This is a genomic window from Paraburkholderia sp. UCT70 (assembly GCF_050434085.1).
Classification (GTDB): Bacteria; Pseudomonadota; Gammaproteobacteria; order Burkholderiales; family Burkholderiaceae; genus Paraburkholderia; species Paraburkholderia tuberum.
In genome coordinates this window covers 794722-809705 of the sequence record NZ_JBNPVZ010000003.1, presented here as the reverse complement: position 1 = coordinate 809705, position 14984 = coordinate 794722, and the positions used below count along the sequence as shown (strand labels likewise).

10 protein-coding genes and 3 pseudogenes are annotated in these 14984 nt (G+C 61.4%); 1 reads left to right on the top strand and 12 read right to left on the bottom strand.

Features of this window, described 5'->3' with window-relative positions:
* Window positions 1–360: 360 nt before the first annotated feature.
* The 8 genes and pseudogenes from OKW41_RS21610 to OKW41_RS21575 all read right to left on the bottom strand — a co-directional run bounded on the left by OKW41_RS21610 (window position 361) and on the right by OKW41_RS21575 (window position 9876).
* Window positions 361–2643, bottom strand: a complete 2283-nt coding sequence (locus OKW41_RS21610) for an NADP-dependent malic enzyme (protein WP_429573914.1) — start codon at window positions 2641–2643, stop codon at window positions 361–363.
* A gap of 173 nt (window positions 2644–2816) precedes the next feature.
* A pseudogene (locus tag OKW41_RS21605) lies at window positions 2817–4273 on the bottom strand (N-acyl-D-amino-acid deacylase family protein).
* A gap of 187 nt (window positions 4274–4460) precedes the next feature.
* Window positions 4461–5162 (bottom strand): fumarylacetoacetate hydrolase family protein, encoded by a 702-nt coding sequence (locus OKW41_RS21600; protein ID WP_429573913.1) that lies wholly within the window; start codon window positions 5160–5162, stop codon window positions 4461–4463.
* A 90-nt stretch (window positions 5163–5252) separates the two neighbouring features.
* Complete coding sequence (locus OKW41_RS21595) at window positions 5253–6212, bottom strand: helix-turn-helix transcriptional regulator (RefSeq protein ID WP_429573912.1); 960 nt, start codon at window positions 6210–6212, stop codon at window positions 5253–5255.
* A 37-nt stretch (window positions 6213–6249) separates the two neighbouring features.
* Window positions 6250–6342 (bottom strand): annotated as a pseudogene (locus OKW41_RS21590) (IS6 family transposase); the annotation flags it as partial.
* A 23-nt stretch (window positions 6343–6365) separates the two neighbouring features.
* On the bottom strand, window positions 6366–7682 hold the full coding sequence (locus OKW41_RS21585; RefSeq protein ID WP_429573911.1) for an MFS transporter: 1317 nt from the start codon (window positions 7680–7682) through the stop codon (window positions 6366–6368).
* Window positions 7683–7799: 117 nt separating this feature from the next.
* Window positions 7800–8600: pseudogene (locus OKW41_RS21580) on the bottom strand (N-acyl homoserine lactonase family protein).
* A 400-nt stretch (window positions 8601–9000) separates the two neighbouring features.
* Window positions 9001–9876 (bottom strand): LysR family transcriptional regulator, encoded by an 876-nt coding sequence (locus OKW41_RS21575; protein ID WP_429573910.1) that lies wholly within the window; start codon window positions 9874–9876, stop codon window positions 9001–9003.
* 127 nt (window positions 9877–10003) lie between these two features.
* On the opposite strand from OKW41_RS21575, the gene OKW41_RS21570 reads away from it, so the two are divergent.
* A complete protein-coding gene (locus OKW41_RS21570) occupies window positions 10004–10441 on the top strand; it encodes a VOC family protein (protein ID WP_429573909.1) in 438 nt (145 codons plus the stop codon).
* Between the two features lie 13 nt (window positions 10442–10454).
* Here the strand turns inward: OKW41_RS21570 and OKW41_RS21565 are convergent, their stop codons facing one another.
* The 4 genes from OKW41_RS21565 to OKW41_RS21550 form a co-directional block, all read right to left on the bottom strand.
* Entirely contained in the window at window positions 10455–11504 is a 1050-nt protein-coding gene (locus OKW41_RS21565; protein WP_429573908.1) for a LacI family DNA-binding transcriptional regulator, read from the bottom strand.
* A 97-nt stretch (window positions 11505–11601) separates the two neighbouring features.
* Window positions 11602–12408, bottom strand: a complete 807-nt coding sequence (locus tag OKW41_RS21560) for an NAD-dependent epimerase/dehydratase family protein (RefSeq protein ID WP_429573907.1) — start codon at window positions 12406–12408, stop codon at window positions 11602–11604.
* A gap of 30 nt (window positions 12409–12438) precedes the next feature.
* Window positions 12439–13182 carry a GntR family transcriptional regulator gene (locus OKW41_RS21555; protein WP_429573906.1) on the bottom strand — a complete coding sequence of 248 codons (744 nt, stop codon included), beginning with the start codon at window positions 13180–13182 and terminating at the stop codon, window positions 12439–12441.
* A 54-nt stretch (window positions 13183–13236) separates the two neighbouring features.
* Window positions 13237–14976: an IlvD/Edd family dehydratase gene (locus OKW41_RS21550; RefSeq protein WP_429573905.1), complete on the bottom strand. Its 1740-nt coding sequence runs from the start codon at window positions 14974–14976 to the stop codon at window positions 13237–13239.
* Window positions 14977–14984: the final 8 nt, after the last annotated feature.

Below are 14984 nucleotides of genomic sequence, written 5' to 3'. Positions count from 1 at the left end.
CAGCTTAGCCCTAAAGCCGCGCGCTATCCGGCAGAGCTGTGGGCGACCATCCGCGAGCTGTGGGAGGCCGATCCCCGCATGAACTCCAAGGGGTAGGCTTGCTTTTGCAGCAAAAATAAGCCTACCCCTCTCAGCAATGCCGGCAGGCGCAACGTCGCGAGCGCGATGCCGACGGGGCGAGTACCAGGCCGTATGCGGCCACACGTGACAAGGACTACGTACCTTGGGATTTGGACGAGGTGAGAATCAGGCGACCTGAGTCTACCCTGTGCAAAGCCAGTGAACGACGACCTCGCCATGGACGCATCCTTCTACTGACTTCTCCTTGACGCGACTGTCCGCCCTCCCCGCCACGCGAGCTTAAGAACTGGCTCTGGTTCCCTCGGCATTGGCCGAAGCCACCGCCGTCATGTTGATGATCCGGCGCACGGTCGCAGCCGGCGTCAGGACGTGCACCGGCTTTCCCGCGCCCAGCAGGAACGGCCCGACCGTCACACCCTCGCCGCCCACGACCTTCAGCAGGTTGTACGCGATGTTCGCCGCTTCGACGTTCGGCATGATCAGCAGATTCGCTTCGCCGGCGAGCGTCGTGCCCGGGAACGCGGCCTTGCGGATCGTCTCCGACAGCGCCGCGTCGCCGTGCATTTCACCGTCGATTTCGAGCGACGGCGCGCGTTGCGTGATCAGCTTGCGCGCCGCGGCCATGCGCTGCGACGACGACGACGGCGCGCTGCCGAAGTTCGAGTTCGACAGCAGCGCGACCTTCGGCGTGATGCCGAACTTCTCGATTTCGCGCGTGGCGAGCATCGTCATGTCGGCAAGCTGCTCGGCGGTCGGCACTTCGTTCACGTACGTGTCGCAGATGAACAGGTTACGGCCCGGCAGCATCAGCAGATTCATCGCGGCGAAGTTCTCGACGTCGTCGGCCTTGCCGAGCACCTGCTCGATGAAGTTCAGATGCGTGTGGTACTGGCCGATCATGCCGCAGATCATGCCGTCCGCTTCGCCAAGGCGCACGAGGATCGCGCCGATCAGCGTGTTGAACTTGCGCATCGCGGCCTTCGCGACGTCCGGCGTTACGCCTTCGCGCGCGCCGAGTTCGTGATACGCCTGCCAGCACTTGTGATAGCGCGGATCGTCTTCCGGATCGACGATCTCGACGTCTTCGCCGCACTTGAGCTTCGAGCCCATCTTCTTCAGACGCATCTCGATCACCGACGGACGGCCGACCAGGATCGGCTTGGCGATCTTTTCGAGCAGCACGAACTGCGCGGCGCGCAGCACGCGCTCGTCTTCGCCTTCCGCGAACACGATGCGCGCCGGTGCCGACTTCGCCGCCGCGAACACCGGCCGCATCACCATGCCCGAGCGATAGACGGTCGCGCCGAGCTGTTCGCGGTACGCATCCATGTCCTGGATCGGGCGGGTCGCGACGCCCGAATCCATTGCGGCCTGCGCGACGGCCGGCGCGATCTTGATGATCAGGCGCGGATCGAACGGCTTCGGAATCAGGTATTCGGGACCGAATTCGAGCGAGTGGCCTTCGTAGGCCTTCGCGACTTCATCGCCCTGGTCGGTTTCCTCGGCCAGTTCGGCAATCGCGCGCACGCACGCAAGCTTCATATCTTCGGTGATCGTCGTCGCGCCGACGTCGAGCGCGCCGCGGAAGATGAACGGGAAACACAGCACGTTGTTGACCTGGTTCGGATAGTCCGACCGGCCGGTCGCGATGATGCAGTCCGGGCGCACCTTGCGCGCCTCTTCCGGACGGATTTCCGGCTCGGGGTTCGCGAGCGCGAGAATCAGCGGCTGCGAGCCCATTTCGGCGACCATCTCCGGCTTCAGCACGCCGGCGCTCGAGCAGCCGAGGAACACGTCGGCGCCGCGGATCGCATCGGCGAGCGAGCGCGCTTCGGTGTGCGCCGCATAGCGCTCCTTCGACGGATCGAGGTTGCCGCGCCCTTCGTAGATCACGCCCTTCGAGTCGGCGACGAGAATGTTCTTCTTCGACAGACCGAGATTGACCAGCAGATCCAGACACGCAATGGCCGCCGCGCCCGCGCCCGAACAGACCAGCTTCACTTCGTCGAGCCTCTTGCCGACCACCTTGAGGCCGTTCAGGATCGCCGCCGACGCGATGATCGCGGTGCCGTGCTGATCGTCGTGGAAGACCGGAATCTTCATGCGCTCGCGCAGCTTCTTCTCGATGTAGAAGCACTCGGGCGCCTTGATGTCTTCGAGGTTGATGCCGCCGAGGGTCGGCTCGAGCATCGCGATCGCTTCAACCAGCTTGTCCGGATCGGACTCGGAGAGTTCGATGTCGAACACGTCGATGCCGGCGAATTTCTTGAACAGACAACCCTTGCCTTCCATCACCGGTTTCGCGGCGAGCGGGCCGATGTTGCCGAGGCCGAGCACCGCGGTGCCGTTCGTGATCACGCCGACGAGGTTGCCGCGCGACGTGTACTTCTGCGCGTCGAGCGGTTCGTCGTAGATCGCCATACAGGCCGCGGCGACACCCGGCGAATACGCCAGCGACAGATCGAGCTGATTCGACAGCGGCTTGGTGGGCGTCACCGAAATCTTGCCGGGTTTCGGATTCTGGTGGTAGGCGAGAGCACTTTGCTTCAGTTGTTCGTCCATGCTGTTCGAAGCCTTCCATTCTTTATCTGTTTAGTGGACCGATCTGCGACAGTTATGTGCCGTCGCACCATGTTGGCCGCAGAACATCTACGGCGGGCGTATCTTTGCATCGCTCTGCGGACCCGGGAAATCCTGCATCAGGAAGCGGCAAAACTCCTATTGCGACGGAACCACTACATGCGCTCGCGGCGTAGCACCTGGCCCGGCCGCGCACCGCTGGGCTGGCCATTGCGCCACACAACGGTGCCGTTGACAAGCACCGTATCAATGCCGATGGCCGGGGCGATCGGTTTAGCAAATGTCGCACCCTCATCGACTGTGTCGGGATTGAAAATGGTCAGGTCGGCGAAGGCGCCCTCTTGCACCACACCGCGGTCCGCCAGGCCAAAATTCCGGGCCGTCAGTCCAGTCATCTTGTGGATTGCGGTCTCAAGCGGAAACAGGCCCAAGGACCGTCCGTAGTGTCCGAGCACGCGCGGGAAACTCCCCCACAGACGCGGGTGCGGCGCTTCGTCGTGCGGCAAACCATCCGAGCCGATCATGGTTTGGTCGAACGCCAGAATGCGTTGCACATCGCGGTCGTCCATCATGTAATAAATCGCACCGGCGGGAGACAGGCGGTCGATGACCTCATCCAGCGTACCACCGAGTTCAGCGACGATGTCGGCCAGATCCCTGCCAGCGTATTGCGGCAGGCTTTTCGACCAGGTCACGGGTCACTCGGGTTGCGTTTATTGCACGATGTGCGGACAAAATGGTGGACGACGCCGGATAAGGGTAGCAGTCGAGACAAATCTCCTGCTTTGCCATGTGCTCGGCAATGAATTTCAGCGTTTCGGGAGAACGGCCATAATTTTTGACGCCGACCAACTTATGGTGCGAAATGACGACCGGCACACCGACTTCGCGGCCGATGCGGAACGTTTCATTCAGTGAGTCGATGATGCGATCGCCTTCGTTGCGCATGTGAGTGCAATACAGTCCGCCGTACTCGCGCAGCGGCTGGCATATTTCGATCACTTCGTCCGTGGGCGCGGCTATCGAAGGTTCGTAGAACAACCCGGTTGACACGCCGATCGCGCCGGCGCGCATCGCTTCATCGACCAATGCGCGCATCGCGACGATCTGGTCTGCATTTGCCGGTACGTTCAGGTCTTCCATTGTGGCGACACGCAACGTCGTATGGCCAACCAGCATGGCGCAATTGGTTTGCCGCAGGTTGTACGCGCAACGCGGCCAGATATTCAGCAAAGCTGGCGAACCGAAACCACGCGCCGATATCATCCAGCAGATTAAGCGGCGGGGTGACCGGATTTGGGATCGGTCGCGGCATCGGCGCCAGAGAAACGCCGCAATTGCCGCCCACCACGGTCGTGATGCCCTGGCTGACCTTCGGCGCCATGTCTCCGCCCGATAGCATCAGGCGGTCGTCATGCGTATGCGCATCGATAAAGCCAGGCGCAACGGCCAAGCCCGACGCGTCGATCTCGGTCGTTGCGCTGGACCCTTGCAAATCGCCGATGCAGGCAATGCGATCGCCTTTGATAGCCGCATCACCCTCATAGCGGACAGCGCCCGTGCCGTCGACAATCGTCGCATTGCGGATCAGCACATCGTAACGCTCACTCATCAACACTCCCTTGTATCGCATTTACCTGGGGCTCAATACGGTGGGCAATTCAGTGACTCTTGGCCGTAATGCGTTCACCGCGAACGTTTAGTGGTGAGCTTGAGGCGTGCCCGTCCGGAAACAGGTATGCCGGCATAACAAACTAGAGAGTCGGCAAACGCTGGTGCGCGATGATCCCGAGCCTGAATCATTCGCCTCGCGGGCCCACTTCGAAACTGAACTCTGCGACGCCCTCCACTCCACCGGTGAGCTTGTCGCCTGGCTGCAGCGCGCCAACGCCCGCAGGCGTTCCACTGAAGATCAGATCTCCCGGCTTGACAGTCACGCCTTGCGACACGTAACTGATGATATCTGCAACAGGCCAGATCATATCGGCGAGATCGCCTTGCTGACGGGCCTCGCCATTAACGGCCAACCAGATTCTGCCGCTGGCCGGATGACCGATGTCGGACGCCGGCCTGATCTCGCTCACCGGCGCGGACGCGTCGAAGCTCTTTGCCCAGTCCCACGGGCGGCTTAGTTTCTTTGCCGTCGCCTGCAGATCGCGCCGAGTCAGATCGACACCGACGCCGTAGCCCCATACAAAGTCGAGCGCGTGTTCAACGGAAATTGCTCGTCCTTCCTTGCCGACCGCGATGACGAGTTCGACCTCATGGTGGAGGTCGGAGGTAAGTGGCGGGTATGGAAGCATGCCGGATGCCGGCACAACTGCATCGGCAGGCTTGGAAAAAAAGAAAGGAGGATCGCGATCCGGGTTGGCACCCATTTCGCGCGCATGCTCGGCGTAGTTTCGTCCCACGCAGAACACGCGGCGCACGGGGAAGCGGCTCGTCGAGCCGCCGACAGCAACGGAGGTAATTGGGGATGGTGTTACAGCGTATTCAATCATGGCAGGCCTCTCCAGAAAATGTTGGTCTACCTACGATATCGCCCTGCGAATGGGTCGTGCAGGACAAATCCGCCGAACACCAGGACGATCTTACGGCGCCCCCTTGCGCACGGCAGAACCATCGCAGCGTTGACCCGCGACCCGATGCATGGCGCGAAAGTCGCTCGGAGACTGTCCGACCGACTGACGAAACCGCCTCGCAAAATAGGCTTCATCGCGATAGCCGACCAGAAACGCAATGTCCTTGATGCGCCGGCTGTCGTTCGCCAGCAGGTCCTTTGCTCGCGTGATGCGTCGCTCGGTCACCCACTCGACGAAGGTCCGGCCCGTTTCCTTTTTGATCAGATGCGCAAGATAGTTTGGCGACAAAAAAGCAGCGGCGGCCGCAGAGGTCAGAGACAGTGTGTCGCTAGCGAGATGTGCATTGACGTGACGGTTCACGCGGACAAGGGCTTCTCTTCGGCCGCGTCGCTGGACGTTATGGGAGGAATGCTGAAGAAGCTGCTCCCCGTGTCGCTGGCATACGATCCCGATGAACTGAAGAAGGTACCCGCGCAGAAGTGCGGTCGCACCGAAGCGTCGTGTCTCATTGACCTCCAGCATGCGCGACGAGAGCATCTCGATGTTGGCGAGATCGGCGTCTTCCAGAATGAAGTCCATGTACTCCTGAAACCGGAAAGGAGCGAGCTCAGGCGCCTGCATGATCGGCACGTCTTCGAAGTCCAGGACATCCGCGATTCCGTCCGTATTCGCGCGCAGAAAATTCTGCGTGAAGTTGATGACCATGAAGCGCGAGTGTGCCGGGTGCGGTATTAGATGCAAGCGATGCGGCAGGATAAAGGCAGCCGCGCCAGCAGGAAACGGCCTGCACACTCCGCCAATGTGCTGCTCGGTGTCTCCGCCGAGGTTGAGCTGAATCTGAAAGTATTCGTGCTTGTGCGGCTCTTCGATCGCGGGCCGCGACGCCTGATCGCGTATGTAGAAGTCGAGCCGATCGCTTCGCTCGAGCATCGCATAAGTGCGTGATGCCACCGCCTGTGACGCCTTCATCGCTTTGTGCTCCGGTTGATACGTGGTCGCCGGTAAGTTTCTCGACTCGCCACGAAGCGCCCGAAGGCGTAGCGAAACGGTTCCAGCGCTGGACGAACTCCGGCGTGTAACGCTTCACCCAGCGCAGGATACGAACTATCTCTTCCAGACCGTCTATTTGCACCAGAGCCGTTTGTCGCCCCTTTCGTCAAGCATCCCCGAATTGACGGCTGGCGTTCGGGGCCTGCCGGCTTCCTTGATTAGCAACACTAAAACACACGTCCCGATCAGGCTACCGCCCATGACCAGCAAACCTGCGGAAAACGACTGCGTGACTGCGCGGACATAGCCAATTAGATAGGGACCGGCAAACGCACCCAGAACGCCAACCGCATTGATTGTTCCGCTGACTGAGCCGGTCACGCTGCTCGGCAGGATCTCAGTGGCGATCGACCACAGTACCGGTTGTGAACCGTATAGCGTCGCGCCTGCGATCACCAGCAGTCCCATGTTAACGACGAAGGTATTACTGCCATAGCTCAACCCTCCGATTATTAGCGCCGCGCCTGACACGGCGAGCGGAAGCGCGGAGAAAAGCCGACGATCCAGCGTACGGTCTGACCAGTAAGTCAGGACCTGCATGACGACAATCGCGCATGCATAAGGAATCGCACTGAGCCAGCCGATGTCGGTTTGCGTCAAGCCCTGCTGCTGATGGATCACGCTCGGCAACCAGATGACGAAGCCGAGGAAACCTACGTTCCACAAGAGGATCGATGCGGTGAATAGCAGCACGGGAAAACGCCGCATCTGCGAACCGAATGAGGCAGGGACGGTCGGGGCTCCTCTTTCGGCGCGCAGCCTGTTTTCGGTATCGATCTTTTCGATGAGCTGCTCGCGGTCGGCCTGACTCAGCCACTTCGCATGGCGCGGGGAGTCGGCCACGCCCCACAACCAGACAAACATCCAGACGAGCGGGAAGATGCCTTCGATAATAAACAGCGAGCGCCAGTCGTGCGCACCCAGGATATAGCCAGCGACAGGACCGCTTATGACCGCGGCCAGCGGATAGCAAAGCTGCCAGATACCATTCGCGCGCGCCCGCTCGGAGGGGGCAAACCAGTTCTTCACGAACAGCAGGAAAGTCGGGAACACGCCGCCTTCGAACAAACCGATGGCGAAGCGCACGATGACAAGTTGGCTTGCGGAATGAACGAAGCCCTGCGACATCTCGGTCAGGCCCCAGAGCACCATGAGGACGGCAACCAGCGCCCGGCCATGCCCTTTGTCCGCGAGCCAGCCGCATAGCGTCTGCGACATGCCATAGCCGAAGAACAGCACCCCGGAGGCGAACCCAAGGACCGAGGCCGTTATGCTCAGCTCCTTGCCCATCATCGGTATTGCGAAACCGATGTTCGTGCGGTCCATGAATGCAATGATGAACGTGATCATCATCACAGGCAGTAAGCGAAACCAACGCTGGTTCATCATTCGTCTCCGGGATTCTGTTTTTGAAGCGAGGCCCGCTGATGCAGGACTTGCCGGGCGCTGTTCGATTATCATGCGAGTAAGCCCACGGCTTATACGGATGCTTGGGTACGTCGCACGCTAAAGACAACGGCAAGAAGGATATTGCGCGAAATCGAACACGCGTGGCTCATGCGGCGGCAATACCGTAGCGCCAAGCGCAGCCAGGCGTTTGAAGCTAGCGGCGTACGCACGCAAGTCCGTGTGATTTCCGTTGGGTACCGCCTGGCTTTCCGTGCCAGGCCAATTTTCATAGAGAGGGACCAGATCGCCTGCGATCAGGAATTCACCCTCTGTGGTATTGACGAGGACGCCCTGTGAACCCGCGGTATGCCCCGGAAGAAGCAAAGCGCGCACGCCGGGCACGATCTCCGTGTCCCCTTCGAGCACTTCCATGCGGTCCAGGATTGCAACCCACGAAGGCACCGTGCCGCGCTGGTTAGTCTCGTAAATGGGCCGTTGAAAAGGGACAGGTCACACCGCTTCCGTGAGCTCCGCCTTCTGCACATAAAAACGAGCGTTCTGCAGGAGCGGCGCGCCCCCTACATGGTCGTTGTGCAGATGCGTCAGTATCACGCGTGTCAAACTGGACGGATCTACGTCCAGACGGAGAAGCTCGTCGAGCAGAAGATCCTCGCGGTTCTCGTCGTCGGTATAGAAGCGTCCTGCCCGGGTCCGGGTGCCCGGTCCTGTGTCCACAAGCAGTATTTCGGTCTGACCGCGCAGCAACCACGCGATACACGGAGCATTCAGCCGCGCGCCGCCGCAATCCGTGCGATACAAGAAGCCCGACCGTTCGTGATTGCGGATAGTGCCGCAATAAAGCGGGTGGATCGTAAATTCGTCTACCTGCTCAGGCAGACGTATGGTGGATTCGGTCATGGGCGTCTCCTGATCGCTTGGTATTCGTTGGCGCGTGACGGACTTCGTCCCTCACGAAGCGCTGCTCTGGCCGGCGGTGGAATGCACGCGTAGCATCGATCGGCTTTTTCACCGGCAGTAAGCGATTACGCAGAATGTAGAGACATTCGTCCATGCTGTCAACGACCGCGGTTAAGGAATACCCCGACTACCGACAAATTATTTGACATTAAAACAATTACTTAAGTTGACGCCTGCATGTGTTTATTGCTGTACAGGACAGGGGGCTTTAGACGGGAAAATCATTATCATTCGCTCGTAAGGTAAGCGATTACAATCAAAGTCGGAAGGTTCACGCACGGATGCACTTATTCCCACGCTCATGAGCACCCGCCTCACGCGCGCAGCATCAGATAACCACTCAGCCCAGTTCCTGCGCCACTGCTTCCAGTGCTTCAGCAAGCGCCAGTACGCTTGCATCGCCTTCGCGCTGTCTCAGACGGACAAGCCCGACTTCGCGCACGAAGCGGGGCTCATCGATCGGCAATACCCTGAAATTGAACCGACCGCCTCCGTGGGTATGGGTGTGCGGTATTAGCGCCACGCCGATGCCCGCCTCCACTGCCCCGGCAATTGCGTCGAGTTCGTCGAGTTCGAGGCTTTCGTTGACTGCAATGCGCTTGCGGCGCAGGAACTGCTCGACTAACCGGCCGCCAAACGACGCGCGATCGTAACGCACGAAGGGCTCGTGGCGCAGTGCTTCTCGCCAGTCGGAATACGTGCTGCCGGGCGGCAGCGCGAGAACAAACGGCTCGTTCAGAAGCGGCTGCCAGACAAGCTCGGGCGGCAGTGCGAACGGCGGCTTGATCATCAGAGCCAGGTCGATATTGCCTGCGCCGACATCGCCGAGCAGGCTTAGGGAGACGCCGGGCAACACCCGCACACGCGCGTTGGGAATGCGCTGGCGCAGCGACGCCAGCGCGCGCGTGAGCAACACCGGCTGCGCAGACGCGATAGCACCCACGAGCAGCAACGGCGCCGTGGCCTGCTGGCCAGGACGGTTCACGAGCGAATCGAACAGCGCGACGATCTCCTGAGCGACCGGGAGCGCGTTCTGGCCGGCATCGTTAAGAATGGCCGTGCGCTTTGTCCGCTCGAAAAGCTGCGTCCCCAGCACCTGTTCCAGCTTCTGGATCTGCGCACTGACTGCCGACTGGGTAAGCCCCAGGCTATCTCCCGCGGCCGAGAACGTACCGTCCCGGGCAATCGCGATAAAGGTCTTGAGTTCTCGGATCATGCGAGCATGATATATCGATAAAACTTGTACTCAGCGCCAAAACAATTTGTTTTTTAATCGAAGAATCGAATCTTAAAATAACGTATCGGTCTTGGCAAAACCGGACAAACCCTTTCCAGGAGCCACCATGAGTCATCCAGCCAGCGCAGCCATGCCCCCGTTTCATCTCGCGTTTCCTGTCCATAGCCTCGAAGCGGCGCGCAGCTTCTATGGCGACCTCCTCGGTTGCTCCGAAGGCCGCAGTTCGCCGGAATGGGTCGACTTCAATTTCTATGGCCACCAGATCGTTGCGCATTTGTCGCCGGACGAAGCGGGACACCGAAACACGAGCGCAGTAGATGGCGACAACGTTCCGGTTCGCCATTTCGGCGCAGTGCTTTCCATGGAACAGTGGGAAGCGGCCGCGGACAAGCTTCGCGCCGCCGGCACGAAGTTCATCATCGAGCCGCATATCCGCTTCAAGGGCGAAGTCGGCGAACAGGCGACCATGTTCTTCCTGGATCCGTCGGGCAATGCGGTGGAGTTCAAGGCGTTCGCCGACATGGCGTCGCTGTTCGCCAAGTAAGCGCGAGTCCGGCTTAACGCTTGGCCGGCGCACGGCCCGTCGTGCCACGTACGATCAGGTCGGTGGGCACGATGTTCTGCGAGCTGACGGGCCGTCCTTCTATATGGGCGAGCAGGTATTCGGCGCTACGCGCGCCGATTTCTTCCGCGGGCAGGCGCATGGTGGTGAGCGGCGGCGTGGTGAAACTGGCGAACTCGATGTCGTTGATACCGGCAATCGACAGTTCGCCCGGGACGTCTATGCCCGCCTCGTGCGCTTCGGCAAGCGCCCCCACGGCAAGCAGGTCGGTGCCGCAAATGACGGCAGTCGGCCGGACCGGCCCCTGCATCAGCGCACGCATGGCCATCTGCCCTTCAATGATCTTGTGCGGCATCTCGATCAGATGCTCGTGGCGCAACTCAAGTCTGCGCGCCTCCAAGGCACTGCGCACGCCGATGATCCGATCGGCTGCGCGGTCGCTGTGCTGGGTCATCTGCGTGATCATGCCGAAATGCACGTGCCCGAGGTCGAGCAGATATTCCGCGATCCGCCGCCCCACCGCGACATTGTCGAACCCGACGTACGGATGATGCTGATCGACGGTCCAGCCGTTGACCAGCGGAATCTGCTCCTTCGCGAGCAGTTCGTACAACGCGGGAGAATGACTGCGGCCGACCAGCATCAGTCCGGCAACGCCATCGGCGATCAGCGCACGGACCTGTTTGAGTTCGTCCTCCTGGTCGTAGTACGAGCACGCCAGAAGCAGCGTATAACCTGCTTCGCCGATACGTTTTTGAAGGGCGAATACGCCCAGCGCGAAGTTCTGGTTCTCGAGCGAGGGAATCACCGCGCCGATGGTCTTCGAGCGCTGCGAGGCGAGCGCCCGCGCAGCAGCGTGCGGTGTGTAGCCAAGTTTTTGCGCGATCTCGCGCACCCGGTCCTGCAATGCCGGAGCGACCGTGCCGTTGCCATTAAGGACACGCGACACGGTCGCCGTGGACACCCCGGCGGCACGCGCGACGTCCATGACGGAAATCGCATTGGACTTTCGGCGCGACGCCCTCTTCTTTAGTTCTGTGTTCAACGTCCACCTGCTTCTCGTCGTAGGGTCATGAAGGATGTCAATTCACGACCGCATACTATAACGCGACGCACAACTTGCGACGATGGACGCGTCACGCTTAGTCGATCTGCTGCGGATCGCCGTCGAATTCGACGAGACAGCCAAAGCCGCCATGAAAAAGCGCCTCGCGCGTATCTTCCACGTGTCCTGTTGCGCCGATCTCCGCCGTGTGCAGTTCGGCGTCGTCTTCCGGCTCGAACCCGAGAAAACGCACGTTGGCGTTGTCCCAGCGATTGCGCGCGTTAGCGGAGACGCCATACACGACTGCGAAATGGTAGTCCGGGTAGTCGATACAACGGCGCGCCACCTGCACCATATCGCGATGGCTGATCCATGTGAAGAGGTGCCGCGGCGCGGTAGGCCGGTCATCCGGGCGGAACGAGCCAATACGGATGCACGCAACGGACATGCCATGCTTGTCGGCGTACATCCGGCCAAGCGCCTCGCCGAACACCTTCGAGATGCCGTAGCGGCTATCCGGGCGCGGCTCGACGGTGTTATCGATCATCCGGTCGCGACGATGAAAACCCACTGCGTGGTTCGAGCTTGCGAACACCACGCGCTTGACGCCCGCTCGACGCGCCGCTTCGAAAACGTTGTAGCAGCCTTCGATGTTCATGTCGCGGATGCGCTCCCAGGGCGCCTCGTCCGGAATGCCGGCCAGATGCACGACGACGTCCACGCCTTCCATGATTGGCAGAAGATCCTCCAGCCGCGTGATGTCCGCGGTCACGATATCCTCGCCCGCCTGCGCCTCGGCTTGCGGCGCAATATCGGCGAGGCGCAACGCATAGTGGCCCTGGAAACCGGCGCGCAGTACGCGTCCGATGTGACCGGCCGCGCCGGTAATCAGTACTCGAGTCATTCATACTCTCCGTGTCATTCGGTAAAGCAGTTAATCGGTTTCGCTTTTCTGTGCGGCGTAGCCGAACGAGCGGCGGTGTTGCGCTTCGAGATAAGCGTCGCGGGATGGCACCAGATGCTCCCGGCACAACCTGATCAATGATTCGCGGTCGCCGGTGCGCAGCGCCTCGATCATCTGGTGATGCTGCACGCGCGCCTTCTCCAGATACTGCGGAAACACGATTGATACCGAACGGATGGCATGCGTCCTGCGCTCATACTCCCGAATGGCCTCGGTCAGGACCTGGCTTTCCGACAACGCAAAGAACGCATGGTGGAACGCCATGTTCGCGCGGAACACGCGCCGCAGATCGCCGACATCGGCCGCTGCGTCGTGCTCCGCCTGGATGGCCGCCAACGAATCGAGCGCCTCGCGACTGACCGGAAACACGATGCGCCTGGCCGCATCGACCTCAAGCAGCTCGCGCAGCGCATACAGCTCGGTGACCTCGCGCGGCGTGTATGACTTGACCAGCGCGCCCACATTCTTGCGGCGCTCGACCAGCCCGCGCCGCTCCACCTCCACCAGCACCTGCCGCGCCACGTGGCGCTTCAGGTTGAAGCGCTCGCACAAATCGTCTTCCACGAGTCGTTCTCGCGGATGCAGGACGCCGAGGACGATCTGCTCCTCGAGTTCATCCGCGACGCTGCGCAAGGTCTGGTCGACATGACGGTCGCGCTCGACCGTCCTGGCTGTGGGGGCATCGGGGCGTCTGGACTTGGCAGCGTTGGTCATACTAGGGTCCGCAAATTGATCTAAGCCGCGAGCCTATACGAAAAAGCGAGGCCGTTAAACCTTGCTTCCATCGCCTGGAACCGTCGCGGTGACGCGGGTCGCCTGCAGGAAGTCGAAGTCGCAGCCCTCGTCGGCCTGAGTAATCGTGGTCAGGAAAAGCTTGCGATACCCCCGCTCGTCGGGATCGGCCTGGCGCGCCGGCAAGGCGGCGAGACGCGCGGCAATTTCCTCGTCGCTCAGCGCCAGTTCGATCGAACGGTCTGCCACGCTCAGGCGAATCCGGTCGCCGGTCCGCACGATTGCAAGCGGACCGCCGATCGCGGCTTCCGGCGTGACGTGCAGCACCACCGTACCGGACGCCGTGCCGCTCATGCGGCCGTCCGAAATGCGCACCATATCCTTGACTCCCTGGCGGCCAAGCTTGCGCGGAATGGGAATGTAGCCCGCTTCCGGCATGCCCGGCGCACCCACCGGTCCGATCCGCTTGAGCACGAGTACGTCGTGCGCTTCCACCTCCAGATCAGGGTCGTCGATACGGCGTGCCAGATCTTCCGCATCCTCAAAGACGACGGCGCGGCCTTCGTGTTCCATCAGGGCGGCGCTTGCTGCCGACTGCTTGATGATCGCGCCGCCTGGCGCAAGATTGCCACGCACCACGGCAATCCCGCCTTGCGGGTAAATCGGGCGCTCGAACGGACGGACGACATCTTGCGGGAAGCTGGCGGGCGCGGCATCGAGCTCTTCGCCGAGCGTGCGGCCGGTCACGGTGAGCGCATCGAGATGCAACAGGCCCTTGATCTCGCGCATGACGGTCGTCAAACCGCCGGCGCGATGCAGGTCTTCCATATAGTGCTGACCCGACGGCTTCAGATCGACCAGCACCGGCGTCTCGCGCGCCATCTGGTCAAGCTGCGCAAGGTCGATGCGAATCCCGAGTCGGCCCGCAATTGCTGTGAGGTGAATGATGCCGTTGGTCGAGCCGCCAATCGCGAGCAGCACCCGCAACGCGTTTTCGATTGCCTTGGGCGTCAGGATCGCCGCCGGACTGAGGTCCCGCCCGATCATCGCCACGGCCTGAGCGCCGGTGCGCTCCGCAATGCGGATGCGATCGGCGGTTACGGCAGGCGCGGACGCGCCGCCGGGCAGCATGATGCCCAAGGCTTCCGCAATGCAGGCCATTGTGCTTGCCGTTCCCATCACCGAACAGGTCCCGACCGTCGCGACGAGCTGGTTGTTGACCGCTTCGATCTCGGCCGCGTCGATCTGGTCGCCGCGAAAGCTCGCCCAGAAGCGACGGCAGTCCGTACACGCCCCAACCCGCTCGCCCCGATGCGAGCCCGTAAGCATGGCGCCCGTCACCAGTTGAATGGCGGGAACGCCCGCCGCCGCCGCCCCCATCAACTGGGCCGGGACGGTTTTGTCACAGCCGCCGATCAGCACCACCGCATCCATCGGCTGGGCGCGGATCATCTCCTCCGTGTCCATCGACATCAGGTTGCGCAGGTACATGCTGGTCGGATGCGAAAAGCTCTCGGCGATCGAGATCGTCGGAAATTCGACCGGCAGCCCGCCAGCCAGCATCACGCCGCGTTTTACCGCCTCGATCAATTGCGGCGCGTTGCCGTGGCACGGGTTGTAGGCACTGCCGGTGTTCGCGATCGCCACGATCGGACGCGATAACGCATCGTCGGTATAGCCCGCGCCCTTGATGAACGCCTTGCGCAGGAACAGCGAGAAACCCTCATCGCCGTAGTTCGTCAGGCCCTGCCGCAAACCGCTTTTCTTCTCGCTCATTCTTGCTC